Annotated in this window: 19 protein-coding genes; 8 read left to right on the forward strand and 11 right to left on the reverse strand. The window is 69.0% G+C overall.

The window, feature by feature from the left end; genetic code table 11:
- The first annotated feature begins 86 nt into the window (after positions 1-86).
- Positions 87-644: an RNA polymerase sigma factor gene (locus ACGFIF_RS02640; protein ID WP_393150627.1), complete on the forward strand. Its 558-nt coding sequence runs from the start codon at positions 87-89 to the stop codon at positions 642-644.
- Positions 645-677: 33 nt separating this feature from the next.
- Here ACGFIF_RS02640 and ACGFIF_RS02645 read toward each other — a convergent pair whose 3' ends face one another.
- The 11 genes from ACGFIF_RS02645 to ACGFIF_RS02695 all read right to left on the reverse strand — a co-directional run bounded on the left by ACGFIF_RS02645 (position 678) and on the right by ACGFIF_RS02695 (position 16,731).
- Positions 678-1,052: a hypothetical protein gene (locus tag ACGFIF_RS02645; RefSeq protein WP_393150629.1), complete on the reverse strand. Its 375-nt coding sequence runs from the start codon at positions 1,050-1,052 to the stop codon at positions 678-680.
- A gap of 5 nt (positions 1,053-1,057) precedes the next feature.
- Positions 1,058-2,689 (reverse strand): right-handed parallel beta-helix repeat-containing protein, encoded by a 1,632-nt coding sequence (locus ACGFIF_RS02650; RefSeq protein WP_393150631.1) that lies wholly within the window; start codon positions 2,687-2,689, stop codon positions 1,058-1,060.
- A gap of 33 nt (positions 2,690-2,722) precedes the next feature.
- Positions 2,723-3,925, reverse strand: a complete 1,203-nt coding sequence (locus ACGFIF_RS02655; RefSeq protein ID WP_393150633.1) for a glycosyltransferase — start codon at positions 3,923-3,925, stop codon at positions 2,723-2,725.
- Positions 3,922-5,160, reverse strand: a complete 1,239-nt coding sequence (locus ACGFIF_RS02660; protein ID WP_393150635.1) for an O-antigen ligase family protein — start codon at positions 5,158-5,160, stop codon at positions 3,922-3,924. The genes ACGFIF_RS02655 and ACGFIF_RS02660 overlap by 4 nt, the downstream gene beginning before the upstream one ends.
- A 1-nt stretch (position 5,161) precedes the next feature.
- A complete protein-coding gene (locus ACGFIF_RS02665) occupies positions 5,162-6,793 on the reverse strand; it encodes a YveK family protein (protein WP_393150637.1) in 1,632 nt (543 codons plus the stop codon).
- Positions 6,790-8,010: a Wzz/FepE/Etk N-terminal domain-containing protein gene (locus ACGFIF_RS02670; RefSeq protein ID WP_393150639.1), complete on the reverse strand. Its 1,221-nt coding sequence runs from the start codon at positions 8,008-8,010 to the stop codon at positions 6,790-6,792. Before ACGFIF_RS02670 ends, ACGFIF_RS02665 begins: the two co-directional genes overlap by 4 nt.
- 105 nt (positions 8,011-8,115) lie before the next feature.
- Entirely contained in the window at positions 8,116-10,092 is a 1,977-nt protein-coding gene (locus ACGFIF_RS02675; RefSeq protein WP_393150641.1) for an alginate lyase family protein, read from the reverse strand.
- The gene (locus tag ACGFIF_RS02680) at positions 10,089-12,236 is read right to left on the reverse strand and encodes a bi-domain-containing oxidoreductase (RefSeq protein WP_393150643.1); all 2,148 of its coding nucleotides are present in this window, start codon (positions 12,234-12,236) and stop codon (positions 10,089-10,091) included. The genes ACGFIF_RS02675 and ACGFIF_RS02680 overlap by 4 nt, the downstream gene beginning before the upstream one ends.
- A 25-nt stretch (positions 12,237-12,261) precedes the next feature.
- On the reverse strand, positions 12,262-14,181 hold the full coding sequence (gene asnB, locus ACGFIF_RS02685) for an asparagine synthase (glutamine-hydrolyzing) (RefSeq protein WP_393150645.1): 1,920 nt from the start codon (positions 14,179-14,181) through the stop codon (positions 12,262-12,264).
- Between the two features lies 1 nt (position 14,182).
- On the reverse strand, positions 14,183-15,412 hold the full coding sequence (locus ACGFIF_RS02690) for a glycosyltransferase family 4 protein (protein ID WP_393150647.1): 1,230 nt from the start codon (positions 15,410-15,412) through the stop codon (positions 14,183-14,185).
- A complete protein-coding gene (locus tag ACGFIF_RS02695; protein ID WP_393150649.1) occupies positions 15,409-16,731 on the reverse strand; it encodes a UDP-glucose dehydrogenase family protein in 1,323 nt (440 codons plus the stop codon). Before ACGFIF_RS02695 ends, ACGFIF_RS02690 begins: the two co-directional genes overlap by 4 nt.
- Before the next feature lie 191 nt (positions 16,732-16,922).
- Here ACGFIF_RS02695 and ACGFIF_RS02700 point away from each other — a divergent pair, with 191 nt between their 5' ends.
- The 7 genes from ACGFIF_RS02700 to ACGFIF_RS02730 are packed head-to-tail and all read left to right on the forward strand — an operon-like array spanning position 16,923 to position 24,133.
- Entirely contained in the window at positions 16,923-17,999 is a 1,077-nt protein-coding gene (locus tag ACGFIF_RS02700; RefSeq protein WP_393150651.1) for an NAD-dependent epimerase/dehydratase family protein, read from the forward strand.
- On the forward strand, positions 17,999-19,231 hold the full coding sequence (locus ACGFIF_RS02705; protein ID WP_393150653.1) for a class I SAM-dependent methyltransferase: 1,233 nt from the start codon (positions 17,999-18,001) through the stop codon (positions 19,229-19,231). Before ACGFIF_RS02700 ends, ACGFIF_RS02705 begins: the two co-directional genes overlap by 1 nt.
- 24 nt (positions 19,232-19,255) lie before the next feature.
- Positions 19,256-20,113: a glucose-1-phosphate cytidylyltransferase gene (locus tag ACGFIF_RS02710; RefSeq protein WP_393150655.1), complete on the forward strand. Its 858-nt coding sequence runs from the start codon at positions 19,256-19,258 to the stop codon at positions 20,111-20,113.
- Entirely contained in the window at positions 20,113-20,763 is a 651-nt protein-coding gene (locus ACGFIF_RS02715) for a PIG-L deacetylase family protein (RefSeq protein ID WP_393150657.1), read from the forward strand. Before ACGFIF_RS02710 ends, ACGFIF_RS02715 begins: the two co-directional genes overlap by 1 nt.
- A gap of 14 nt (positions 20,764-20,777) precedes the next feature.
- On the forward strand, positions 20,778-21,899 hold the full coding sequence (locus ACGFIF_RS02720) for a class I SAM-dependent methyltransferase (protein ID WP_393150659.1): 1,122 nt from the start codon (positions 20,778-20,780) through the stop codon (positions 21,897-21,899).
- A 51-nt stretch (positions 21,900-21,950) separates the two neighbouring features.
- A complete protein-coding gene (locus ACGFIF_RS02725) occupies positions 21,951-23,189 on the forward strand; it encodes a hypothetical protein (RefSeq protein ID WP_393150661.1) in 1,239 nt (412 codons plus the stop codon).
- Positions 23,186-24,133: a glycosyltransferase family 2 protein gene (locus ACGFIF_RS02730; RefSeq protein ID WP_393150663.1), complete on the forward strand. Its 948-nt coding sequence runs from the start codon at positions 23,186-23,188 to the stop codon at positions 24,131-24,133. The genes ACGFIF_RS02725 and ACGFIF_RS02730 overlap by 4 nt, the downstream gene beginning before the upstream one ends.
- The last annotated feature ends 2 nt before the right edge of the window (positions 24,134-24,135 follow it).

Consider the following 24,135-nt stretch of genomic DNA (forward strand, 5'->3'; position numbering starts at 1 on the left):
CCTGAGTACGACGACAGGGGCGCATTCCCGAGGGGGGAATTTCAATGTTGCAGCAACTCAGTGCTCCAGTCGGCACTGACGAATCTTTGTCCGACGAAGGACCGGTCAGGTCCGAGGCCGCGACCCTGGTGATCCAGGCCGCGTCCGGCGATCAGGGGGCCTGGAGCCGGCTGGTCGATCACTACGCCCGGCTGGTCTGGGCCGTCACCCGCAGCTTCCGGCTCGGCGACAGCGATGCCGCCGACGTCTCCCAGATGGTCTGGCTGCGGTTGCTCGAGCACATCCACCGGGTCGACCCCGAGCGGGTCGGCGCCTGGCTGGTCGTCACCACCCGCCGGGAATGCCTGCGGGTACTGGCGTTCCGCAAGCGCGTGCTGCTGACCTACGAGTCGTCCGCCTTCGAAGGACAGCCGGGTGACCAGCCGGAGCTGGATGCCGATCTGCTCGCCGACGAGCGCGCGGTCGACGTACGGCGGGCGCTGGAGAGCCTGCCGGATCGGTGGCAGCAGCTGATGGGCATGCTGATGGCCGACCCGCCGGCGCCGTACGCCGAGATCTCCGCGACGATCGGTATCCCGATCGGCAGCATCGGCCCGATCCGCGGCCGCTGCCTGGAGAAACTCAGACTGCTGCTTGCCTCCTGAAGCAGTAGCGGGCGGCCGATCTGGACAGCGTGGTCAGAGCATGACCCACGCGGTCCGGACCGGCCGCTGCGTCGTTCCCGGCCAGCGGAGCAGGAAGCTGACCAGGCGGGCCTTCGTCGGACCGTCGTCCGAGCCCCGCGACTCGACCACCACCGGACCGATGGGGAAGACCCGCAGCTCGACGGTCAGGTCGCCCCGGCCGCGGACGTCCACGTCCAGGGTGATGCCGTGGCCGGCGAAGCGCAGCGTCCGCACCTCGTCGCGCCAGTGCTCCGGGGCGTCGACCAGGCTGTCGAAGACCAGGTCGAGGACGTCGAGATCCCGTTCGTGCCGCCCGAAGGCGGCATAGCCGACCGAGCGGAGCAGTGCGATCTGCTCGCCCGCGGCACGCTCAGGAGGCCCGATCATCGTTCTCAGCGCTCCCCGCCCACCTTGATCACGCTGTCCGGGTCCTGCCCGTACGGCGCGCCCTGCCAGGACGCCCAGGGGACCCGGTTGCCCTGCTCGTGCACGATGAAGTTCCACGGCCCCGCATAGGTGTTGTCGTAGAACTTGTTGCCCTGCTTGTGCGTGATCGCGTCCTGCACGGTGGCCTTCTGGTACGGCGACCAGGTCGGGAACGTGCCCCAGTTGGAGAACAGGCCGTTGTAACCGCAGCCGGTGCGGGACGCGCAGGTCTTGCCGATCTTGTTGGGATCGAGGGAGAAGACGTTGTCGTGCACCCGCACGTTCTGGGTCTTCCACCGGCAGTCGCTCAGGTACGGCTCGCTCTCGATGGTGTTCGCGTTGCAGGTCTTGGCGGTGACCACGGTCGGGTTGACGAGGGTGCCCGCACCGGTGCTGGTGTTGGCTGCCGACCCGGAGAACCGGTCCGCGTTCTCCCACAGGATCACCCCGGCCCAGTTGTCGGTGAAGACGTTCCCGCTGATCTCGAAGGTCTCGTTGAACACGCCGGGGGCCCGCTTGTCGCTGCCGGACTCGGAGATGTACAGCGCGGACGTCGGGAACCCCTGGTTCGTCGGGCCCTTGCCGAGACCGTTGCGGACGAACGTGTTGCCCCGGATCCCGGCGTTGTAGCTGGTCTCGTAGACGATGCCCTCGGCCAGGTTGTTCGAGATGTAGTTGCCCTCGATCACGAAGCCGGTGTTGTTGGTGTCCGCCCACAGCCCGGCGCTGTGGTTGTCGTGGATCCAGTTCTTCCGGATCACCGCTCCGGTGACCTCCCAGAACTTCCCGCCGCCGGTGCAGCCGCAGCCGACCTTGAGGGTCTCCCAGTCGTCGGTGTTGTTCCCGGCGATCTCGTTGCCCTCGATGGTGATGCCGTTCACCTTGTCCGGGTTGTAGGCGTTGAAGCCGTACTGGCCGTTCTCCTGCAGGCAGTTGCCGCGGACAACGTTGTGGTCGCCGACCATCACCCCGGCGCCGGCGTTGTGGCGGATCGTGTTGGCCTCGACCGTCCAGCGGGAGGCGGCGTCGTGGTTGACCACACCCTCGTCGTTGTTGGTCCTGGGCCCACCGAAGTTCTGGATGGTCAGGTTCTTCACCGTGACGCCGGTGGCGTACCCGGTGAAGGCGTACCGGTTCTTCTTTCCGCCGTCCAGCACCGCACCGGGCGCGCCGATGTAGCTGTTGCCCTCCTTGGGGATCACCTGGGCGTACGGCCCGGTGCCGAGGGCGTGGGTGCCGGCGGCCAGCCAGAACGTCGTACCGGGTGGGTTCGCCTCGGTGAGCTGGTTGACGTTCTGCGTCGGGTTCACCACGACCGCTCCGGCCGGTGCCTGGGCCGGTCCGGACAGTGCCGTGGTGTTGCCGCAGATCCGCGCCGGCGGAGTCGTCGGCGCCGTCGGTGCCGGTGTCGGCGCCTGCGCGCTCGGAGACGTGGCCCCACCGGTCTGCGCCGGTTGCGGTGACGAATCACCGTTGGCAACGACGATGCCGATCGCAGCCAGGGCGGCGACCACGATCAGCGCGAGGGCGCCGATGATGCGTGGGTCGCGGTACCACGCGGGTCTCGCGCCGTCGGCCGGAGGGGGCGGCTTGTCCATGGCACTTCCTTCAGGGGGCACTGGTCTCGGACCTCAGCGGTGGGCGAAGGCCGGGTGGCGGATGGCGAAGCGGTAGATGTCGAGGAGTTGCTCGAGGCTGTGGTGCGGCTGGTGCTTCTCCTCGTAGGTCTTCCGGGCCCGGCGGCCGAGTTCCTCGTACCGGTCCGGCGCGGTGTCGACGTCGAGCAGCAGCTTGGCCAGGGCGTCCGGCCGTCCGGGCTCGAACAGCATGCTGTCGACCCCGTCCTCGATCAGGTCCGGGAACGAGCCGTGACCGGACGCGAGCAGCGGTACGCCGACCGCCATCGCCTCGACCACGACCAGACCGAACGTCTCCTCCCACTCCGACGGCAGGACGACGGCCCGGGACCGGCTGATCAGCTCGAAGACCTCCTGCTTGCTCATCAGGCCGCGGAGCTCGACCGACGGCCGCTCGGCCGCCCAGGCGGTCACCTCGTCCAGCAGCGGGCCGCCACCGGCGATGACGAGCCGCAGCGAGTCGTCCCCGGCGATCGCCCGGTACGCGTCCCAGCCCTTCATCAGCAGGGGTGCGCCCTTGGCCGCGTCCAGGCGTCCGACGTAGCTCACCTGCCGCTCCCGCGGTCCGCCGAGTGGTCCGTCGTACGGGACGAGGTTGTGCTTGACGAACGAGCGGTGCGGGTCGAAGTCCATCCCGGCCAGCAGCCTGCGCTGGGACGCGGAGATGAACACGTACGCCGAGACGAGGTTGCGCCAGGTCCGTCGGTGGCCGCGCGTGTTAAGGACGGTCGTCGCGGTCGCCAGCTTGGAGCCGCGGTAGCAACCGTGCCGCACCCCGGGGATGGGGTTGCCGCCGGCACAGTCGTGACAGACCGCACCGTCGCGGAAGAAGTCACCACTGGCGCACAGCAGCTTGTAGTTGTGCAGCGTGATCACGACCGGCACGCCGGCGTCGCGGCAGGCGTAGAGCACAGAGGGGCTCAGCAGCGGGAACGTGTTGTGGATGTGTACGACGTCAGGACGGAACTCGGCCAGCTCGGCGGCGAGGTCGCGCTTGCTCGTCGGGTTCCAGACGACCCGGGCCGGCAGCGTGGTCTTCTTCCAGGCCGGCCAGTCCTCGATCTCGTCGCTGAACCGCTCGAAGTGGCGGACCTCGTGCCCGAGTGCGGCCAGCGCCGAGCTCTCCTGGTCGACCACCCGGTTCTCACCACTGGGCGCGGTCGAGCGGTACCTGTTGTGCACCAGCAGGATCTTCATCGCGCTCCCTCACGGGTGTTCAAGTTGTACACCAGCGACGCGGCCAGCGTGAGTTCGAGGAGGTACGGCGACGCCTCGCTCAGCCCGCTCTCGGTGAAGGACGCGACCACGCAGTACGCGACCAGGAAGAGCGCGAGGGCGCGGTGCGGACCCTGCGGCCGGAACCACGCGGCGGTCAGGACGAACAGGACGAGCATGATGGTGATCGCGACTCCGACCAGGCCCACGTCGTAGTACGTGCCGAGCCAGTTGCTGTCGATCGGCAGGCCGTTGAACGACTTGTTGGACAGTCCGAAGCCGAACAGCTGCTCGAAGGTGGAGCGTGGTGTGGCCAGAATCGAGTCCCAGACCGCCCGGCGGCCGGTCAGCGCGGTTACCTCCTCGGAGTCCTGCCCACGGGCCAGCCAGGTGGCCACCACCGAGCCGAGGGTGAGTGCTCCGATGGTGAAGACGCCTACGCCGATCGCGAGGAACCTGCGGGCCCGGGTACGCGCGGTGAACAGGCTCAGCCCAGCGATCAGTACGCCGGCCAGCATCGCGATCAGCGCGGTCCGGGTGTGGGTCAGCAACAGCACCGGGATGGCCACCACCACGCTGACCAGCGCGACACTGCGCCGGAGCAGCCCGGACAGCCACAGCACGATCGTCAGGCCGGCCGCGACGGCCGCGTAGTGCCCGACCTGGGTCGGCGGGATCGGCCAGAGGATGCCGTTCAGCCGCTCCTCGGTCATCGCGACGCCGGGTGCGACCAGCAGTCCGATGACGACCGACCCGAGGATGAACCACAGCACGATCAGATGGGTCCGCACCAGCAGCAGGTCACGCCGGACCCACCACGGTGTCAGCAGCCACAGCACCATCGCGAACGTGAACAGGCGGCCGGCCCGGAACAGGGCGCCGAACAGGAACTCCGCCCGGACGCTGGCCAGCAGCGCCTCCGACGCCAGCACGACGAGCAGGAAGATGTAGACACTGGGCCGGACCCGGACCGGCCGGTTGACGGTCAGGACCAGCATCAGCGCACCCACCAGCGACGCCTGCGCGATGAGCTTGCCGACCATGCCGGGGATCGGGAGCAGGTGCGGGGAGCCGGGGAAGAACGTCATCACGTTCAGCACCAGCAGTGCCCAGACCAGCTGGACGCGGCGGCGCCGGCGAACCTCGGGCGCGACGACGCGCCGGGTCGGGCGGATGCCGATCCGGTTCGTCAGTCGCTCGCTCAGCCCAGTGCTCATCTCACCGGCCGAACATCTCGACGTCCACGGTGCGGTCCGGACCGGCCGAGGCCTCGGCGACGCCGACGCTCTCGTCGGTGCGGTCCGGACGCAGCACCACGGCGGTGTCGATCTCGAGTCCGGCCAGCCGCAGCATCTCGCCGGTGGCGTTGATCTTGTTGGTGGTCGAGCGGCCCGCGGTCACCACGACGGCGGCGTGCGAGCTCCAGGTGCCCAGGTGGTCGGCGCCCAGCTCCGGTGTCAGCGTGGCCAGGGTGAGCACCAGGTCGGCGACCTCCCAGGCGGCGTCGAGGGCGAGGTCGCCGGAGCTCGACGGCCGGCTGTTCTCGGTCAGGAGCAGATAGCTGCCCTGCGCCGGAGCGCCGTGCGGGTCGGGGAAGTGGACGTCGATGCGACGGCGCGGCTCGCTGAACCGCGACTCGTGGGTGCCCGGCGCCTTCACCCCGAGCATCGCCGCGAGCGTGCCGGTTCCGCTCAGGTCGGCGACCAGGACGTGCTTGCCCTCCTCGGCCATCGAGACCGCCAGTGACGCCACCACCAGGGCAGACGTCCGGACGTCGTCGACGCTGACCACCGCGATGGACGGCGTGGGCCGCTCACCCCAGAAGATGCGCTGGGCGAGGTGCTGCACCATCAGCTGGATCTCCGGCAGTCGGCGCTGGGACGGGCGCAGGTACCGGGGGTACGGCAGCAACCGCCAGCGGGGCGGGCGCTCCGTGCTCAGCCGGACGCGCGCGCCCAGGGCCCGGGCGATGTCCTGCCGCTTCCACAGCCGGTCGGAGATCAGCGCCCGGACGATCACGAAGACGAGGCCGAGGAACAGGCCGGCGATCAGACCGGTGCCGGCGTTGATCGCCAGCGTCCGCTTGGCCGAGATCGGGACCGGTGCGGCCAGGTCGAGGATCCGGCTGCTGTTCATCCGGGAGGCCTGGACCTCCTGGTCGAGCATCTGCTGCCGGACGTACTGCACCCGGTCGCGGGCGACGCCGAGCCGGATCGCCTCCGCGCTCGTCGGTCGCTTCAGCTCGTCCGGATCGTCACCCGCGGCCCGCACCGCCGCCTCGGCGGTGGACAGGCCGGTCTCTGCCGCGGTGAGATCGCGCCGCAGCGGGACGTCCTGCAGCGCGATCTGCTCCTTGCGGAAGATCAGGTACACCTGCGCCACGACTGTCGCCTGCCTGGTGGCCAGGTCGGACGTCTCGGCCTGGACCTTGACCTCGAGGACCCGGTCGGTCAGGGGAGTGGCGGTGTAGCGCTTCATCAGGTCGTCGGGAGTCTCGGGCAGCTTGAGCAGGTCGATCACCCGCTGCGCGACCGTGTGTGTCGTCGCCAGACTCACGTCCGTGGCCATCGCCTTGGCCGGGTCCTCACCGTCCTTGTGCGTCAGCAGCAGCCGGGTCGAGGACACGTGCGGCTGTGGCAGGACGTAGGTCGACGCGATCCCGCCGAGCAGTCCGACGATCGCGAGCACCAGCCAGATGAGCAGGTGCCGGCGGACGGCGTCGCGGAGGAAGCGGAAGGTGACCAGGCTGTCCGGCGGGAAGGCGGTCGACGGTTCGTTGACGAACAGACCGTCGTCGTCGGTCCAGCCGGGGTCCGTGGCGACAGGCTCGTTGTACGGCTGGTTGCTCATTTGGTCCTCCTCGCGGTGGTACCGGTGAGGAGGGTGGGCAGCCGCGAGCCGGAGCGGCGGTTGGACTGGGAGACACGCCCGATGGTGCGATCGGACGGATCGGGATCGGTGACGACCAGACCGTCGATGCTGCGGTCGTCGGCCGCGGCCGCGACGGCCAGCCGGGCCAGTTCCTCGGCCGTGACCATGCCGGCCGACAGCGCGACGATCGTGTGAGTGGTCCGGGTGGTGCCGGCCAGGTGCGGCGCGTCCCGGTCGACCACGACCAGATGGATGTCCAGGGCAACCTTCCCGGGCGGCTCCTGGTGCGTGTCGACCACGATCGAGGTGGAGATGCCGATCGAGGTGGCGAGCGCGGCCAGTTGCGGACCGAGTGGCAGCGCCTTGTCGTCGCCGGCGAACGAGATGACCGTCAGCGAGAGCGGAGTACTTCCGCCCTTCACGTCCAGGCCGAGGTGGTGCAGCGTCTTGCGCAGGCTCCAGGCCTCGACCGCGGTCGGTGCGTAATGCTCCAGCAAATAGGTCCAGTCGGACACGTCGGTCGCCCGGTACGACGAGACCGATGCGAGCACCGGCAGGCCGACCGCGTCGGCGATCTCGTCCCGCAGCCGGAGCCGCCGGTCACCACGTGCCTTGGCGAGTACGCCGATCGAGCCCGCGACGGCGCCGATCAGCGCACCGAGCAGCCCCCAGATCCCCAGATGAACCGCCAGGTTCCCGTCCCGTGCGGTCGTTGCCTGCTCCAGCACCCGTGCCCCCGTCTTCTTTCCCAGGTCGCCGGGCAGTACCTGGTCGGTGGTGATGAAGACCAGGTAGACCTCGGCGACCGCGTTCGCCAGTCGCATCGACTGCGCCGCGGTCGTGCCCTTGGCGTCGATCTTGATGACGTCCGTGGTCACCGCCGTCACCTTGACCCGGTCACGCACCACCTTGGTGGACAGCGCCGGAGACAGGTTCTGGCCGGCGCTCTTGAGCACCGGCTCGCTCTCGGCGATGAAGACCTGGGTCTCGATGCTCTGCGTGCCTTCCGCCTTCTCCTGGTCGGCCGCGGGTGGCGGTGGCAGGACGACGAGTGACGTGGCCGTGTGCAGCGGCGGTACCAGCAGGCCGTAGCCCACCCCGCCGAGCAGGCCGACAGCGGCCACGGCGGCCACGATGAGGCGGTAGCGCCGAATGGCCCGCCAGGACTTCTTGACGTCGAGCTGTTGCGCGCTCACGTCCCCACCTCGCTGCGCTCGCTCACAGGCCCCTCCAGGTCGAACGTCACGATCGGTTCGGAGTAATAGAGGGGCGGGAACCGGCACTGATACAGCAACCTCCGGTCAGGACCGGAATTGAAACCTGCTGACCGCAGCGGAGTCCGGGCCGAGCACACCGGACCCGACCAGTGTCGTAATCGGCACCTTCCGCCCGAATCGCGGTGAGTACCAGCCCAGCAACGGATCGTCGCCACCCTGGTGCGCGGTCCAGCTCAGTCCGGCCGGCAACTCGACGACCGCGGACCCGTTCGGCCACTGCAGCCGACCGGCCGCGCCGTCCAGCTCGACCGTCACCTCCGGCCCGAGATGCCACGCGATCCGTACGTCGGCCGTGCCGTCCAGCTGATCCTCGACCCGCAGTACGCCGTCATCCAGTACGGCGGTCCGCCGGTGAGTGATCGGTACGTCGCCGGACTGGTAGCCGTCGTGCTCGGCGTCCCAGGTGACCACGTCACCATCAGCCGCATAACGCCGTACGCGTCCGGTTGCGCCGCGCAGCCACAGGAACGGGCCGCCCCAGACGGACTGCTCGGCTCCGGCGACCTCGACGGTGTTGTGAGCGATGGTGGAGCGGAAGTAGTTCCGCCACTCCTCCTCGCCGTGGTAGCAGTACGTGCCCGGATCGGCCAGGATGTCGACGCCGCCGACCCGGACCTCGAGAGAGAGCGCGTCGCAGTGGGCATGGGCCGCGATCGACAGGAACCCGTGCGGTCCGGCATCGGCGCGGCACCAGATCTCCGGGCCGCCACCTCGGTCGACACTGGTGCGACTGCGCAGGATCGTGATCCCGGCGTCGGCGAAGTGGTCCGGACGCTCTGCCGGGCGATGCGGCTGGGTGCCACTGATCAGACTTCCGGCCAGTACTGCGGTCGCCGTCAACGGACTCGCCGGCCACCACGACGGGCTGCCGAGCGTGGCAGCGCCGAGCGACAGGAACGCCGACCAGCTGTGCACATCGGGTGGATCGAGGACGAGCACCATGCCTTCGTCGTCGTCGCCCTGACGTGGCGGCCGCAAGGTCTCGTCGACAATCGCCGCGGCGACGTCGAACGTGCGCGTCAGCAGTGACCAGGTCTGCTGGCTCAGCGGATGACCGGCGTTGTCCGCTTCCAGAGCGGCGTACAGGCCGAGCTCGGAGACGAAGCGGTGATAGTCGGACGCGAGCTCACGGTTGACACCGGATGGGAACGTGTTGGCGTCCAACTCCCGCTCCAGCAGCGCGGCCGCGTCCGAACGCCATTTGTCGCTCTGGGAGAACCAGGGGAACGCGCAGGCGCCCACCAACTGGCCGGCCGCCTCCGCGATCACGTGGTTGTTCGCCGACGAACCATGGCTCTGGAAGGCGGCCAGGTAGCGCTGATGCCAGTAGAGCTGCCGCAGCGCCGACTCGTTGTGCTCGAAGAGGTCGGTGACCTCGGGCCAGTCGTCGAGCAGTCGCCGGATCCAGGTCCAGCTGATCAGCCGGATCCCGATCTCGATGCCGCTGGCCCAGTGGACACCGGACAGGAACGGGTTCGACCGCCACCAGTCGTTCAGGTGGTCGGCGACGCGCTCGGCGTACGTGTCGTCGTGGGTCAGGTACCAGGCCGCGGCCAGCAGGGTCAGGTGGTGGTGCCGGGACAACTCCCAGACCTGCTTGACGTTCCCGACCAGGTCCTCGTTGCGATGGTTCAGCTTGAACGTGTACTCGGCCGGGTCCGACCGCCGGCCGGTGATCGGGTCGCGGAACCAGTCCGGCGACTTCAGATCGGTCCGGTCGACGCCGAGCACCTCCAGCTTCCCGGCCAGGATCGCGTCGGCGGTCGCGACCACCGCTTTACGTGCTTCCTCCGGTACGGCGTCCGCCGCATGCGCAGGCAGTGTCGCCGGGAAGGTCAGCTCCTTGCGCAACGGCAGCTGAGTCGTCGCGTCCTGCCCGGGCCGGACCTGCTGGTAGGCCCAGGCAGTACGTCGTACGTGGTCGCGTGTGCGCCAGACCAGCTCGGTGGGGGACATCCGGCGCACGCGACGGACGTACCAGCCCAAGGGCTGGCGACTCATACATTCTCCGGTTTGCCGCTGGCCAGGCTGTTGTCCACGGCGATCGTTGCGCGGGTGGTGGCGATCAGCGAATCGAATGGGATCGGCATCGGGCCGCCGGACTTCACCGCCGCGACGAACCGCTCCAGCTCGACCCGCTGACCCTTGTCGGTGCCGCGCGCCTTGCGGGTCGACGGCTTCCGGCCTGCCCACACCGACGCGCTCTGGAAGTTGTCCAGCCGGCCGTTGCGGCCGCCGCCGGTGATGTCCAGCGTCTCCTTCGGGAACCGCGAGTTGCCGCCGCCGACATAGCTGATCGTGCCGACCGAGCCGTTCGCGAACCGCAGGCTGACGATCACGTCGCCGGCATCCGGTCCGGGTACGGCGTACACCTCGGTGGGCGGGCTGTTCAGCCACCAGCTCAGGGTGTCGATGAAGTGGCCGCCCTCGCCGGCGAACCGGCTGCCTTCCTTGTCCTGGTCGAGGTACCAGCTGGACGGATCCAGCCGGCCGGCGTTCACCAGGTAGCGCAACGAGGAGCCGCCGCCGGGTGTGCCGAAGCGGTCGCGCAGATCGTTCAGCAGAGGCGCGAAGCGGCGGTTGAACCCGACCATCAGCCGATCGTTGCCGGTCGCATCCGCGGTGGCGACGATCCGGTCGAGGTCCTCGTCGGTCAGCGCGAGCGGCTTCTCGACGAAGACCGCCTTGCCGGTCTCGAGCGCTCGGCAGGCGAGCTCAGCGTGCGTGCTGTGCCGGGTCACGACGAAGATCGCATCGAGGGACTCGTCGGAGAGTACGGCATTCGCTTCAGTCGAGATCTGCTCGAAACCGAACCGTCGCTGTGCGTTCGCCGCCGACAACGACTTGTTCGTCGCGACATGCGCCAGGACCGCATCTTCATTCCCTTGAAGATGCGGCAGGAGCATGGAGGACGCGTAGTTACCCGCACCGATGAATCCGAGTCGCGCCGCACCCGCAGTGCTTTGGGCCGGGCTTGCAACCCTCGTCGTTTCCTTCTTCTCCTCGACCGGAATATCCGGGTACTCGAAGAGGAAGCCCACGCCCGGGAGCGCGCCGGACGACAACTGCTGGTAGACCTCGGTGGCGTCGGCGATCGGGAAGACTCGGGCTACCAGCGACCCGACGTCGATCTGTTCGCGGGCGATCAGGTCGATGAAGCAGGCCAGGTTGCGGCGTTCGGTCCAGCGGATGTAGCCGGCCGGGTAGTCGATCCCCTCGAGCTCATAGCGGTCGTCGTACCGGCCGGGGCCGTAGGAGCGGGAGAACCGGACGTCCAGTTCCTTGTCGTAGTAGGCGTTCCACGGCAGGTCGAGTTTGGTCTTGCCGATGTCGACGACCCGGGCGCGATCGCGCGCCAGCCGGGCCGCGGTCTCGACCGGTCCGTTCGAGTGACCGCCGGCGGCGAGCAGGATGTGGTCCGCGCCCAGGCCGTTCGACGCCTCCAGCAACGACCGCTCCAGGACGGCGATCCCCGCCTCATCGGCCGACGAGCAGTGCAGCGCGCCCGCCTTCTCCGCCATCCGGCACCGGTCCTCGACCGTGTCGATCCCGAACACCCGGACCCCGGCCGCGACCAGCAGCCGGACCACGAGCTGACCGACCAGACCGAGCCCGATCACCACCGCGGTGTCGCCGAGCTGCACCTCCGACTGCCGGACGCCGTGCATCGCGATCGCCCCGACCGTCGAGAACGCGGCCTGCTCCGGTGGTACGCCGTCCGGGACCGGAACGCACAGGTTGACCGGAACCCAGTTGTACTCGGCGTGCAGCGCGAACTCGTTGCCCGCGGCCGCGACCAGCTGGCCGACGCTGAACTCCTCGGCACCGGCACCGACCTCGACCACCACACCGCACAGCGAGTAGCCCAGCGGCGTGTACGAGTCGAGCTTGTTCATCACCTTCTTGTAGGTGTTGAGCGCACCCTGCTGGGCGACCGAGTCCAGGACCTTCTTCACCTGGTCCGGCCGGGCCCGCGCCTTGCCGAGCATGGACAGCTTGGCCTCGCCGACCTTCATCAGCTCGGTCCCGGTCGAGATCAGCGAGTAGAGCGAGCGGACCAGCACCCCACCGGGCGCGCAGCTCGGCGCCGGTACGTCGAGAACCGCGAGCTCACCGGACTTGTAGTTCTGTGCAACCTGTTTCATGCCAGTCCTTCGGAGAGAAAAGTCTTCACAGGGAGGTGATGGTCACGCCCAGGGACCGCATGTGCCGGCTCCAGGTCTCCAGGGTCAGCAGCTGCCAGATCTGCTTCGAGTAGTCCTCGCGTCCGGCCCGCTCGTCGTCGACCAGGCGCTGGATCGCCGACTGCTGCAGGAAGCCGCTGCCGACCAGGTCGCCGCGCAGCAGCACGTCGTCCACCAGTTCGCGCAGGTCGTTGCGGACCCAGGCCCGCAGCGGTGCGCTGAACGACGCCTTCGGCCGGTAGATGATCTCCTTCGGCAACCAGGCCTCGGCCGCCTTCTTCAGCGCGAGCTTGCCCTGCCGCCGGTGGATCTTCTCGCTGCCCGGGATGGAGAACGCCGCCCGCGCGACGATCGGGTCCACGAACGGCGTCCGGACCTCGGTCGACGCGGCCATGCTGGACCGGTCGGTGTAGGCCAGGTTCAGGCCGGGCAGGAACATCCGCGCGTCGGCCAGGCACATCCGGTTCACGTGGTCGTCGAGCGTGGTGTCGTGGTAGATGTCGCTGTGCTCGGACAGCAGCTTCCCGACGTAGGGCTCCAGGTCGGGGCTCAGCAGCCCGGCCAGCTGGTCGCCGTCGTACATCGTGTAGCTGCGCCGGAACGCCGTCTCCTCGGGCAGGTCCGCGAAGGTGAGGAACCGCTTCGCCCAGCGCGCGTACCGCAGGCCGCGACCGTTCGCGGTGACCGGCAGCCGCCGGACCGCGGGACCGACGAGACCGTTGCGCAGTACGCCGGGAAGCCGCTGGTACTGCGCTCCCATCACACAGGCGAGGTGTTTGCGGTAGCCGCCGAACAACTCGTCGGCACCCATCCCGGACAGCAGCACCTTGACGCCGGCGTCGCGGGCCGCGTCGCACATCAGCAGGGTGTTGATCGCGGCCGGGTCGCCGATCGGCTCGTCCAGGATGTCGACGATCCGCGGGAGCAGTTCGACCACGTCCGGGGCGATCTCGATCTCGTGCAGGTCGATCCCGAACTGCTGGGCCACCTTGCGGGCGTAGATCGCGTCGTCCGGCATGGCTTCGAGCTTCTGGTCCTGCGCCCGGAAGGTGATGGTGTACGAGTCGATACCCGGGTCGAGCCGCTTGGCCAGCACCGTGACGAGGCTGGAGTCGAGACCGCCGCTGAGGAACGTCGACACCCCTACGTCCGCGACCAGGTGGGCGGCGACCGATTCCTCGATCACGGTCCGCAGGTCGGCGGGCGGCCCGGCGGCCGCCTCGGTGGCGACCTCGGTCACCCGCCAGTACGTCTCGTGCCGGCTGCTGCCGTCCGGCCGGAACTCGGCCCACGAACCCGGCGGCAGCTTCTCCACACCGTCGATCGCGCACTGCTGCTCGGGCAGCCAGTAGTAGAGCATCGACGCGATCAACGCGGTCGGGTCGGTCCGCAGCTCGGGTCCGATCGCGGCGACGAGTGCCTTCAGCTCGGACGCGAAGATCACTCCGCCGTGCCGGCGGCGGAAGTACAGCGGCTTGATGCCGAGCGGGTCGCGGGCCAGGAACAGGCTGCCGCTGTCCTCGTCCAGCATCGCGAACGCGAACATGCCGCGGAACCGCGACAGCGCCGCCGGACCCCAGCGACGCCAGGCCTCCAGCACCACCTCGGTGTCGGAGCTGGTCCGGAAGGTGACACCGGACCTGGCCAGCTCGGCGCGCAGTTCCTTGTAGTTGTAGAGCTCGCCGTTGTAGCTGATCGTCAGGCCGCGCTTGGTGAACGGCTGGTCCGCACCCGAGGACAGGTCGATGATCGACAGCCGGCGATGGGCCAGGTACGCCCGGATGTCACCGTCCTCGAACCGGTAGACCCCGTCGGCGTCCGGACCGCGGTGCGCGATCCGGTCGTTCATCGTCTCGGCGAGCGCGAGACCGTCGTACTGCTGGTAGCAACCGGCGATGCCGCACACGTCAGGACCCCGCTGCCTGGCGGAAGTCGCCGACCACGCTGGAGTGACCGGTGAGCCGGTCGTACACCTCGAGGTAGGCCTTCTGCTGGTGCTTCCAGGCGAGCACCTGCTCGACCCGTTCGCGACCGAGCCGGGCCATCCGGCGGCGGCGCACCTCGTCGTCCAGCAGGTCGACGATGGCCTGGCCGTACTTCTCCACGTCGTTCGGCTCCACGTAGACCGCGGCGTCGGCGGCCGACACCTTGGTCTCGATCAGGTCGAAGGCGACGACCGGCAGCTCGAACGCCATGTACTCCATCGTCTTGTTCATCGTGGAGACGTCGTTGAGCGGATTCTTCGGGTCCGGGGACACGCCGAGGTCGGCCGTCGACATCACTGCGCGGACCGTCTCGTCCGGCACCCGGCCGGTGAACTCGACGTGCTCTTCCAGGCCCAGCTCGTCCCGCAGCGCGACGACCTCGTCGAACGCGTCGCCGCCGCCCATCAGCGTGAACGCGATGTCGGTCCGGCCGAGCTTGTTGACGACCACGTCCGCCGCCCGGACCACGATGTCGACACCGTCCTGCGGACCCATCACACCGATGTAGGTGACCAGGTAGCGGTGGCCGCGCCGGACCGAGTCGTCAGCTGCGCCACGGCGCAGCTTCTCCGGGTCGGGCCCGGTGCGGACGACGGTCACGTCGTGGTTGGCCTTGCCACTGCGGGTGATCGCGATGTGACGGTAGGAGTCGTTGGTCGAGATGACGTGGTCGGCGGTGCGGTGCGTCCGCCGCTCCAGCCAGCGCAGTCCCTTGTACGCCGGACTCGTCGTACCGCCGAAGCGGGACTGGAACAGCTCCGGGCACAGGTCGTGGTGGTCGAACACGAACCGGGTCCGGTCGAGCCGGCGCAGCAGCATCGCGATCGGCCAGAAGATGTCCGGCGGGTTGCACGCCTGCAGGACCTGGAACTTGCCGGCCTTCCGGGCCCGCAGCACCAGCCGCAGCGTCATCAGGAACGAGTAGACGTACTCCGCGACGAACCCGATCTTGCTGCCGCCGGGGGCGTACGCCTTGTACTTGTGCACGGTGACGCCGTCGAGGACCTGGTACGACGGATCGTTCGGGCCCTTGGGGCAGACCACGGTCACGTCGTACCCGGAGGACGCCAGGGCCTGGCACTCCAGCCAGACCCGGCGGTCGAACGGGACCCACAGGTTCTGGATGATGATCAGGACGCGCGGACCACTCACCAGCCGACTCCTTCGTATCCGGGCAGCGCCTCGACCTCGGCGCCGAGCCGGCCGCTCAGGTCGATGGTCCGGGCCGGCGGGGTGGTGAGCAGGGCGCTGATCGCCCCGCTGTCGGTGGCCGAGACCAGCGCCAGGTCGGCGCCGCGCAGCGCCTCGATCGGGTCGTCGGTCAGGACCCGTTGCAGGTGCGGCAGCTTGGACTTCACGTGCCGCAGGTTGGCGCCGACCAGGCGGCTCGGGTTCACGATCGCGTCGTAGATGCGCAGGTTGTAGCCCTTGCCGATCAGCCGCTCGGCCAGCTCGACACTCGGGCTCTCGCGCAGGTCGTCGGTCGCGGTCTTGAAGCTCAGGCCGAGCAGCGCGATCTCACGGCCCGGTCCGGCCACGACCCGGTCGACGACGTCGCGGACGGTCAGCTCGTTGGTCGTGAGCGTGCCGGCCAGCAGCGGCAGGTCGGTGTCGTTGAGCCGGGCCAGGTGGAGCACCGAGCGCAGGTCCTTCGGCAGGCAGGAGCCGCCGAACGCGAAGCCCGGGCGCAGGTAGTACGGCGAGATGTTGAGGCTGGTGTCCTGGACGAAGATCCGCATGACCTCGCGCGAGTCCACCCCGTAGTACCGAAAGATCCGCCCCATCTCGTTCGCGAACGAGACCTTGGTCGCGTGGAACGCGTTACAGGCGTACTTGAGCGCCTCCGCGGTCCGGACGTCGACCACCTGCACCTCGGCCGGCAGGAAGCTGAACAGGTCGGTCAGAGCGGTACCGACCCTCGGGTTCCTGGTGCCGACCACGACGAACGGCGGGTCGTAGAAGTCGGCCAGTCCGGAGCCTTCCCGCAGGAACTCCGGGCACATCGCCGTCCCGAAGGTGAAGTCGCCGGAGTCCGGCATCTCGGCCAGGACCTGCTCGACGACGTCGTCGACGGTGCCCGGCGGGACCGTGCTCCGGACGACGATGCTGTGGAAACCCGAGGCCGGCGGCGCGACCACACCGGCCGCCTCCGCGATGTCGCGGACCGCGCGCCGGATGTAGGTGAGGTCGGTGCTGCCGCTCGTGGTCGACGGCGTTCCCACACAGATCAGGGAGACGTCCGCTCCGTCCAGCGCCAGTCGCGGGTCGGTGGTCGCGTGCAGTCTGCCCGCGGTGACCCCCTCCGCCACCAGCTCGTCGAGGCCGGGCTCGACCACCGGGCTGTGCCCCTCGGTGATCGGACCGACCTTCGCGATGTCGACATCGACCCCCCAGACGTCGTGGCCGTTGGCGGCCAGGCATGCCGCCGTCACCGACCCCACGTAGCCCAGGCCGAATACCGCAACCTTCATAACGCCCCCCAATTGAGCGTGCCAAAATTCATGAATCTGGCCCCATTGCTGCTGTCAGCCCTCTATGGAGCAGCGACCAGCCGACGCTGATACACCGGAGTTCGCCGGAATCGAATCCGCGGGCGATGTATCAGGGGGCCGGCTCGGTGATCTGTTGTAGCGATGACAGAGCCGAGCGGAGGAGCGGGCGGATGAGAGTTCTGGTCACCGGGGATCGCGGGTACATCGGTGCGGTGATGGTGCCGTTCCTGCGGGACGCCGGGCACCAGGTGGACGGGCTGGACACCGGGCTGTACGAGGGGTGCGACCTGCTCGGCGGGCCGGACCCGATCGGCTCCCGGGCGCCACGCGACATGCGTGACGTCGGCCCGGCGGAGCTGGCCGGGTACGACGCCGTCGTCTGTCTGGCCGCGCTGTCGAACGACCCGCTCGGCCACCTGAACCGCGACGCGACGTATTCGGTGAACCTGGACGGGACCCTCAAGGTCGCCCAGGCCGCCAAGGACGCGGGGGTCGAGCGGTTCCTGTTCGCCTCCTCCTGCAGCCTGTACGGCGCGGCCGGCTCCGAAGCGGTCACCGAGGACGCCGAGATGTTCCCGGTCACGCCGTACGGCGAGACCAAGGCGCTGGCCGAGGCCGAACTGGCCAAGCTTGCCGATGACAACTTCAGCCCCACCTACCTACGCAACGCGACCGCGTACGGCGCCTCCACCCGGCTGCGGCTGGACATCGTGGTGAACAACCTGACCGCGATCGCGATGACGAGCGGCCAGGTCCGGCTGGAGAGCGACGGCACCCCGTGGCGGCCGCTGGTGCACATCGAGGACATCAGCCGGGCGTTCCTGACGGTGCTCGAGTCGCCACGCGAGGTGATCCACGACCAGGCGTTCAACGTCGGCCGGTCCGAGGACGTGGTCCAGGTCCGCGACATCGCCGAGATGGTCCGCGAGGCCGTCCCCGGCTCGACCCTGTCGATCGCCGCCGGCGCCGGCCCGGACCTGCGCAACTACAAGGTCGACTTCAGCAAGCTCAACGACACCTTCCCGGACCTGCAACTGCAGTGGACGGTGCGCAAGGGCGTCGACGAGCTCGCCGCCGCCTACCAGCGGCACGGCCTGACCCAGGCCGACTTCGACTCGGCGCAGTTCGTCCGGCTGCGCCGGATCCAGCAACTGCTGTCGGCGGGGCTGGTCGACGACCAGCTGCGCCGGCAGACCGACGAACAGTTCCCCGGCCCGGGGGCACCAGTTTTCGAGGAGAAGCGCTGATGGGGGAATCAGTCGGCTGCCGCCTGTGTGGCGAGCCTTTGACCCGTACTTTCGTCGACCTGGGGATGTCGCCGCCGTGCGAGAGCTACCTGCGGGCCGACCAGCTGGACAGCGGCGAGACGTTCTACCCGCTGAACGTCCGCATCTGTGACAACTGCCTGCTGGTCCAGCTGCCGGCGTACGTCGCGGCCGACGACGTGTTCAGCGACTACCTGTACTTCTCGTCGTACTCGACCAGCTGGGTGGAGCACGCCCGCCGGTTCGTCGTCGACATGCAGGAGCGCCTCGACCTCGGCGCCGAGAGCCTCATCGTCGAGGCGGCCAGCAACGACGGCTACCTGCTGCAGCACGCGGTGGCCCTCGGCATCCCGGTGCTCGGCATCGAGCCGGCCGGGAACATCGCCGCGATCGCCAACGAGAAGGGCATCCGGACCGAGAGCTACTTCCTCGGCGAGGCGACCGGTACCGACGCGGCCGCGCGGCACGGCAAGGCGGACCTTGTCGTCGGCAACAACGTGTTCGCGCACGTGCCGGACATCGTCGACTTCGCCAAGGGCCTGCGCGCACTGGTGAAGGACGACGGCCTGGTGTCGCTGGAGTTCCCGCACCTGCTGCGGCTGATCGAGCGTCGTCAGTACGACACGATCTACCACGAGCACTACCAGTACCTGACCCTCAAGACCGCCGCGCTCGCGCTGGAGAAGGCCGGCCTGAAGGTGGTCGACGTTCAGGAACTGGCCAGCCACGGCGGATCGCTGCGGCTGATGTCACAGCCGGTGGAGACGGCGGGGGAGCCGTCCGAGCTGGTGCTCAAGGTCCTGAAGGACGAAGAGGACGCGGGCCTGCACACCGTCGAGGGGCACGCCGGGTTCGCCCAGGAAGTGTTCGCGATCAAGGCCGACCTGGTCTCGTTCCTGGTCAGTGCCGCCCGCGCGGGCAAGACGGTCGCCGGGTACGGCGCTCCCGGTAAGGGCAACACACTGCTGAACCACTGCGGTATCCGCGAGGACCTGCTGCCGTACACGGTGGACCGGAGCCCGCACAAGCACGGCATGTTCCTGCCGGGCACGCACATCCCGATCTTCGCCCCCGAGCGCCTCGCCGAGACGCGCCCGGACTACATCGTCATCCTGCCGTGGAACCTGCGCGAGGAGATCGTGCACCAGCTCGGCTACGCACGGGAGTGGGGCGCGAAGTTCGTCGTACCCATCCCGCGCCTCGAAGTGATCTGAACACGACCAGGGGAGGGAAAGTCAATGAAGGTCGTGATCTTCTGTGGGGGGTTCGGGCTGCGGATGCGCAGCGGGGTGGACTCCGCACCGAAACCGATGATGACGATCGGCGACCGGCCGGTCCTGTGGCACGTGATGCGCTACTACGCGCACTTCGGGCACACCGAGTTCATTCTCTGCCTGGGCTTCGGCGGCTCGGCGGTCAAGGAGTACTTCCTGCGCTACGAGGAGACGGTCTCCAACGACTTCGTGATGACCAAGGGCGGGCAGCGGATCGAGCTGCTCGACTCCGACATCAGCGAGTGGAAGATCACCTTCGTCGACACCGGGATCGACACCTCCATCGGCGAACGGCTGCGCCGGGTCCGGCCGTACCTGGAGGACGACGACGCGTTCCTGGCCAACTACGGCGACGTGCTGACCGACGCCCCGATGGACAAGATCGTCGACCACGTGATGACCAGTGACATCACCGCCAGCCTGCTCGCGGTCCCGCCGCAGGCGTCCTTCCACGTGGTCGAGTTCGGCACCGACGCCCGGATCACCGGGCTGCGGTCGGCCGCCGACCTGAACGTCTGGATCAACGGCGGGTACTTCGTGCTGAAGAAGGAGATCTTCGACGTCCTGCACGAGGACGAGGACCTGGTCGGCGACGCGTTCCCGCGGCTGTCCGCGATGCGCAGGCTGGAGGCGATCCCGCACCACGGGTTCTGGGCACCGATGGACACCCTGAAGGAGCGCAGCCAGCTCGAGGAGCTGTACCGCTCCGGCAAGAAGCCGTGGGCGCTGTGGAGCCACGATGCCCGCGAGCAGCGGGCGCAGGTCCTCGACAAGGCGCCGGAGCTGCCGGGCGACGACACGCCCATGGTGGTGGCGATCTGATGCTGCCGTTCCAGCTCGGTCTGATCGAGCGCCCGGTCCACCTGGTGGCCCTGGGCGCCCACCCGGACGACATCGAGATCGGCTGCGGCGGCACGCTGCTCAAGCTGGCCGAGTCGGTCCCGGAGCTGACCGCCGAGTTCGTCATCGCGACCGGCAGTCCGCTCCGGCTCGAGGAGGCCCGCCGCGCCGCGGAGCTGTTCCTGCCGGAGTGCGAGGTGACTGTGACCTCGGCCGAACTGCCCGACGGCCGGCTGCCGTCGTACTGGAACGAGACCAAGGAGTTGCTCGAGGCAACGGCCCGGGGGAGCCGTCGTCCTGACCTGGTGCTGTCGCCGAGCCGTACCGACGCGCACCAGGACCACCGGCTGATCGCCGAGCTGGCGCCGACGGTGTGGCGCGACCACCTGGTACTGCACTACGAGATCCCCAAGTGGGACGGCGACTTCAGCCGGCCGTGGCTGTACGTCGCCCTGACCGAGGAGCAGCTGCGGGAGAAGATCGCCCGGCTGCACAAGGCCTTCCCGTCCCAGGTTCCGCACGACTGGTTCGACGAAGAGGTCTTCGCGGGGCTGGCCCGGCTGCGCGGGATGGAGTGCCGGGCGCAGTACGCCGAAGCGTTCACCACGGCCAAGGCGACGTTGACATGGTGACCGGAGGAGATGCAGTGAGCTTCAAATGTCGTGGGTGTGCCGGCGAGAACGTCGTACCGGTGGTGGATCTCGGGGCTCAGCCGTGTGCCGACTACTTCCCGGCCGCCGAGTCACCCGGTCCGGATCCGCGCTGGCCGCTCGAGCTGTGGCTGTGCCGTGACTGCACGCTGGTCCAGCTCGGCCCGGTCGAGCCGCAGTTGCCGGAAGAGCCGCTGGCGGTCGAGTCGGCGACCAGCATCGCGCACGCGGAGAAGTCGGTGAAGGAGATCCTGGCCGACTATCCCGAGCTGAACGGCGGGGTGGTGTTCGAGTTCGCCAGCCACCACGGCGGTTCCTGGCTGCAGCACCTGTACGCCGCGGAGTGCAAGCTGGCCGGTGACGGCGAGAAGGCCGACCTGGTCGTCGACGTCCACGGCATCGTGCACGAGCCGGCGTTCGGTGAGCTGCTGAAGCTGCGGGCCGACCGGCTCGCTCCGGGCGGCCTGCTGGTGATGGAGTTCCACCACCTGTTGCCGCTGTTCATCGGCAACCAGTTCGACACCATCCGGCACGGCCACTGGTCGTACATCTCGCTTCGCGCGCTGCAGAACGTCGCTGCCCTGCACGGCCTGACCGTCGAGTCGGTGAAGCAGGTCGAAATGTTCGGCGGCAGCCTGATGGTCATGCTGCGGCACACCGCGGACGCCAAGCCGGATGCCTCGGTCGACGTAGTGCTGGAGGACGAGGAGGCCGCCGGCATCGCCGACGAGGTTCAGCTCGGCAGCTTCCAGGAGGCCGCGTGGCATGCGGCCGGAGTGCTGCACGACGAGCTCGCCCGCCACAAGGCCGCCGGCCGGACCGTGCTCGGGTACGGCGCTCCTTCGAAGGCGCCGGTGCTGCTGGATCTCAGCAAAGTCACCACGGACCTGCTGCCGTTCACGGTCGACATGGCCACCGGCAAGCACGGTCGCCGGATCCCCGGTGGCTGTGGAGTCCCGATCCGGCCGATCGACGAACTACGCGCCGCACGACCGGACGTCGTGCTGGTGCTCACCTGGGACATCGCCGACGAAGTGATCTCCCAGCTCGAATCCGGTGGCGGCTGGGGTGCCACGTACCTGGTCCCGCTGCCCGAACCGCACGAAGTCGTGGGCTGACCCATGCGAGGGGTGCTGCGCCGCGTTACCTGGGGACTCGCTGACCAGGCTGTGACCAGCCTGGTCAGCTTCGTGGTCGGCATCGTCGTCGCACGGTCGCTGGGCGCTGCGGAATTCGGAGCGTTCAGTCTGGCCTGGGTGACTTATGGGTTGGTGGTCAACATCTCGCGCGGCCTGGCGACCGATCCGCTGGCCGTGCGGTTCAGCGGCGTACCGCGGCCGCTCTGGAAGACCGCGGTGGCCAGTTCGTCCGGGATGGCGATCGCGGTCGGTCTGGCGACCGGTGCGGTCTGTGTCGCGGTCGGCGCCGTGCTCGGTGGCAGACCCGGCGCCGCGTTCTTCGCGCTGGGCCTGGTGCTGCCCGGCCTGATGCTGCAGGACAGCTGGCGGTTCGCCTTCTTCGCCGCGGGGCACGGCGGCAAGGCGTTCCTCAGTGACATCACCTGGGCGGTCGCGCTGGTTCCGCTGCTGTATCTGGCGAAACACGACGGTCCGAGTGTCACCAAGTTCGTCCTGGCCTGGGGTGCGGCCGGGATCTTCGCCGCGCTGGTGAGCGGTCTGCAGGCCGGCGTCGTGCCCAGGTTGTTCCGGGCCCGGCAGTGGTTCCGGGATCATCGCGATCTCGGCCTGCGCTACCTGGCCGAGAACGTGACCATCAGCGGCGCCTACCAGCTGAAGATGTACGGCCTCGGCGCGTTCGCCGGGATCGCCGCAGTCGGTACCGTCCGCGGCGCGGAGATGATGCTCGGCCCGTTCTTCATCGTGCTGTCCGGTATCGGCCTGGTCGCGGTGCCGGAGGCGGCGCGGATGCTGCGCCGTTCGCTGCGGGCGTTGCGGATGTTCTGCCTGATGCTCGGCAGCGCCCAGGCCCTGGCCGCGCTGGCGTGGGGTCTGGCGCTGGTGCTCGTGCTGCCGCACGAGTGGGGGCACGCGGTGCTCGGTGAGGTCTGGGACGCCACCGAACCATTGTTGCTGCCAGCAACTTTGTCGGTGATGTTCGCCAGCTTCTACACCGGCGCGTCGGCCGGCCTGCGCGCACTCGGGGTGGCCCGGCGGAGTCTGCGGGCGCAGCTGTGGGCGTCGGCGGCATACCTGATCGGCGGTGTCGGCGGCGGGATCGTGAACGGCGCCCTCGGCTCGGCCTGGGGAGCGGCGGCCGCGACCTTCGTCGGCGCGATCGTCTGGTGGTGGTACCTGGGGATCGGGATCCACGAACGACGGCATCAGACCGAACCGGAGCCGGTCGGGGCGGCGGGCCGGGAGGAGATGCCAGAAATGAGGAGCACATGAACGCGGTACCAAGGCTGAGTATCGGCCTTCCGGTCTACAACGGGGAGAAGTATCTGGCCGAGTCCCTGGACGCCCTGCTGGGACAGAGCTACGGCGATTTCGAGCTGATCATCTCGGACAACGCCTCGACCGACGGCACGCAGGAGATCTGCCGCGAGTACCTGGCCCGGGAACCGCGGATCAGCTACTTCCGGCAGCCGGTCAACATCGGCGCGACACCGAACCACAACTGGACCTTCGAGCACTCCCGCGGCGAGCTGTTCAAGTGGGCGTCGTACGACGACCTGTACGGCCGCGACCTGTTGCTGCGCTGTATCGAGGCGCTCGACCACGACCCGGCGCTCGTCCTGGCCCACGCCCACCAGGCGATCATCGACGGGAACGGCGACATCGTGCTGAAGGTCGACTACCCGCTGGCCACCGACGATCCGCGGGCACCGGAGCGGTTCAAGAGCCTGCTGTTCGGTGTCGGCGGTGACGACTTCTACGGCGTGATGCGGTCGGACATCCTGCGCCGTACACCGCTGAACGGGAGCTACCACCACTCCGACCGGACGATCATGGCGGAGCTGGCGCTGTACGGACGCTTCCACCAGGTCCCGGAGCTGCTGTTCTTCCGCCGGGACCACCCGGACCGGGCCGAGCGGGCCAAGCCGACCATCCGGTCCCGGTCGGCGAACATGGAGCCGCGCCGGGCCAGCCGGCTGCGCCACCCGACCGTGCGGCTGCTGGCCGAGTACATCGGCGGCTTCGTCGGCGGGATCCGCCGGGCGCCGCTGTCGTCGGCGGACCGGCGCCGGTGCTACGCCCACCTGGCTCGCTGGCTGGCCGACCGCGCCATGCCCGGCAAGTCGTCGCGCCGGATCGAGGACAGCGCACCGCCCAGCGCACCGACCGCGATCCCGGACAGTTCCGCGGTCGCCGGTCAGCGGAGGGTCTCCTAGGA

The sequence above is a fragment of the Kribbella sp. NPDC049174 genome (assembly GCF_043197365.1).
In the GTDB taxonomy this organism is placed as follows: domain Bacteria; phylum Actinomycetota; class Actinomycetes; order Propionibacteriales; family Kribbellaceae; genus Kribbella.

Coding starts and splice junctions, on each gene's coding strand:
- ACGFIF_RS02705 (WP_393150653.1), top strand. CDS start 17,999: ATGGGGGAATCAGTCGGCTGCCGCCTGTGTGGCGAGCCTTTGACCCGT.
- ACGFIF_RS02675 (WP_393150641.1), bottom strand. CDS start 10,092: ATGAGTCGCCAGCCCTTGGGCTGGTACGTCCGTCGCGTGCGCCGGATG.
- ACGFIF_RS02715 (WP_393150657.1), top strand. CDS start 20,113: ATGCTGCCGTTCCAGCTCGGTCTGATCGAGCGCCCGGTCCACCTGGTG.
- ACGFIF_RS02710 (WP_393150655.1), top strand. CDS start 19,256: ATGAAGGTCGTGATCTTCTGTGGGGGGTTCGGGCTGCGGATGCGCAGC.
- ACGFIF_RS02660 (WP_393150635.1), bottom strand. CDS start 5,160: ATGAGCACTGGGCTGAGCGAGCGACTGACGAACCGGATCGGCATCCGC.
- ACGFIF_RS02680 (WP_393150643.1), bottom strand. CDS start 12,236: ATGAAACAGGTTGCACAGAACTACAAGTCCGGTGAGCTCGCGGTTCTC.
- ACGFIF_RS02695 (WP_393150649.1), bottom strand. CDS start 16,731: ATGAAGGTTGCGGTATTCGGCCTGGGCTACGTGGGGTCGGTGACGGCG.
- ACGFIF_RS02700 (WP_393150651.1), top strand. CDS start 16,923: ATGAGAGTTCTGGTCACCGGGGATCGCGGGTACATCGGTGCGGTGATG.
- ACGFIF_RS02730 (WP_393150663.1), top strand. CDS start 23,186: ATGAACGCGGTACCAAGGCTGAGTATCGGCCTTCCGGTCTACAACGGG.
- ACGFIF_RS02665 (WP_393150637.1), bottom strand. CDS start 6,793: ATGAGCAACCAGCCGTACAACGAGCCTGTCGCCACGGACCCCGGCTGG.
- ACGFIF_RS02655 (WP_393150633.1), bottom strand. CDS start 3,925: ATGAAGATCCTGCTGGTGCACAACAGGTACCGCTCGACCGCGCCCAGT.
- ACGFIF_RS02645 (WP_393150629.1), bottom strand. CDS start 1,052: ATGATCGGGCCTCCTGAGCGTGCCGCGGGCGAGCAGATCGCACTGCTC.
- ACGFIF_RS02650 (WP_393150631.1), bottom strand. CDS start 2,689: ATGGACAAGCCGCCCCCTCCGGCCGACGGCGCGAGACCCGCGTGGTAC.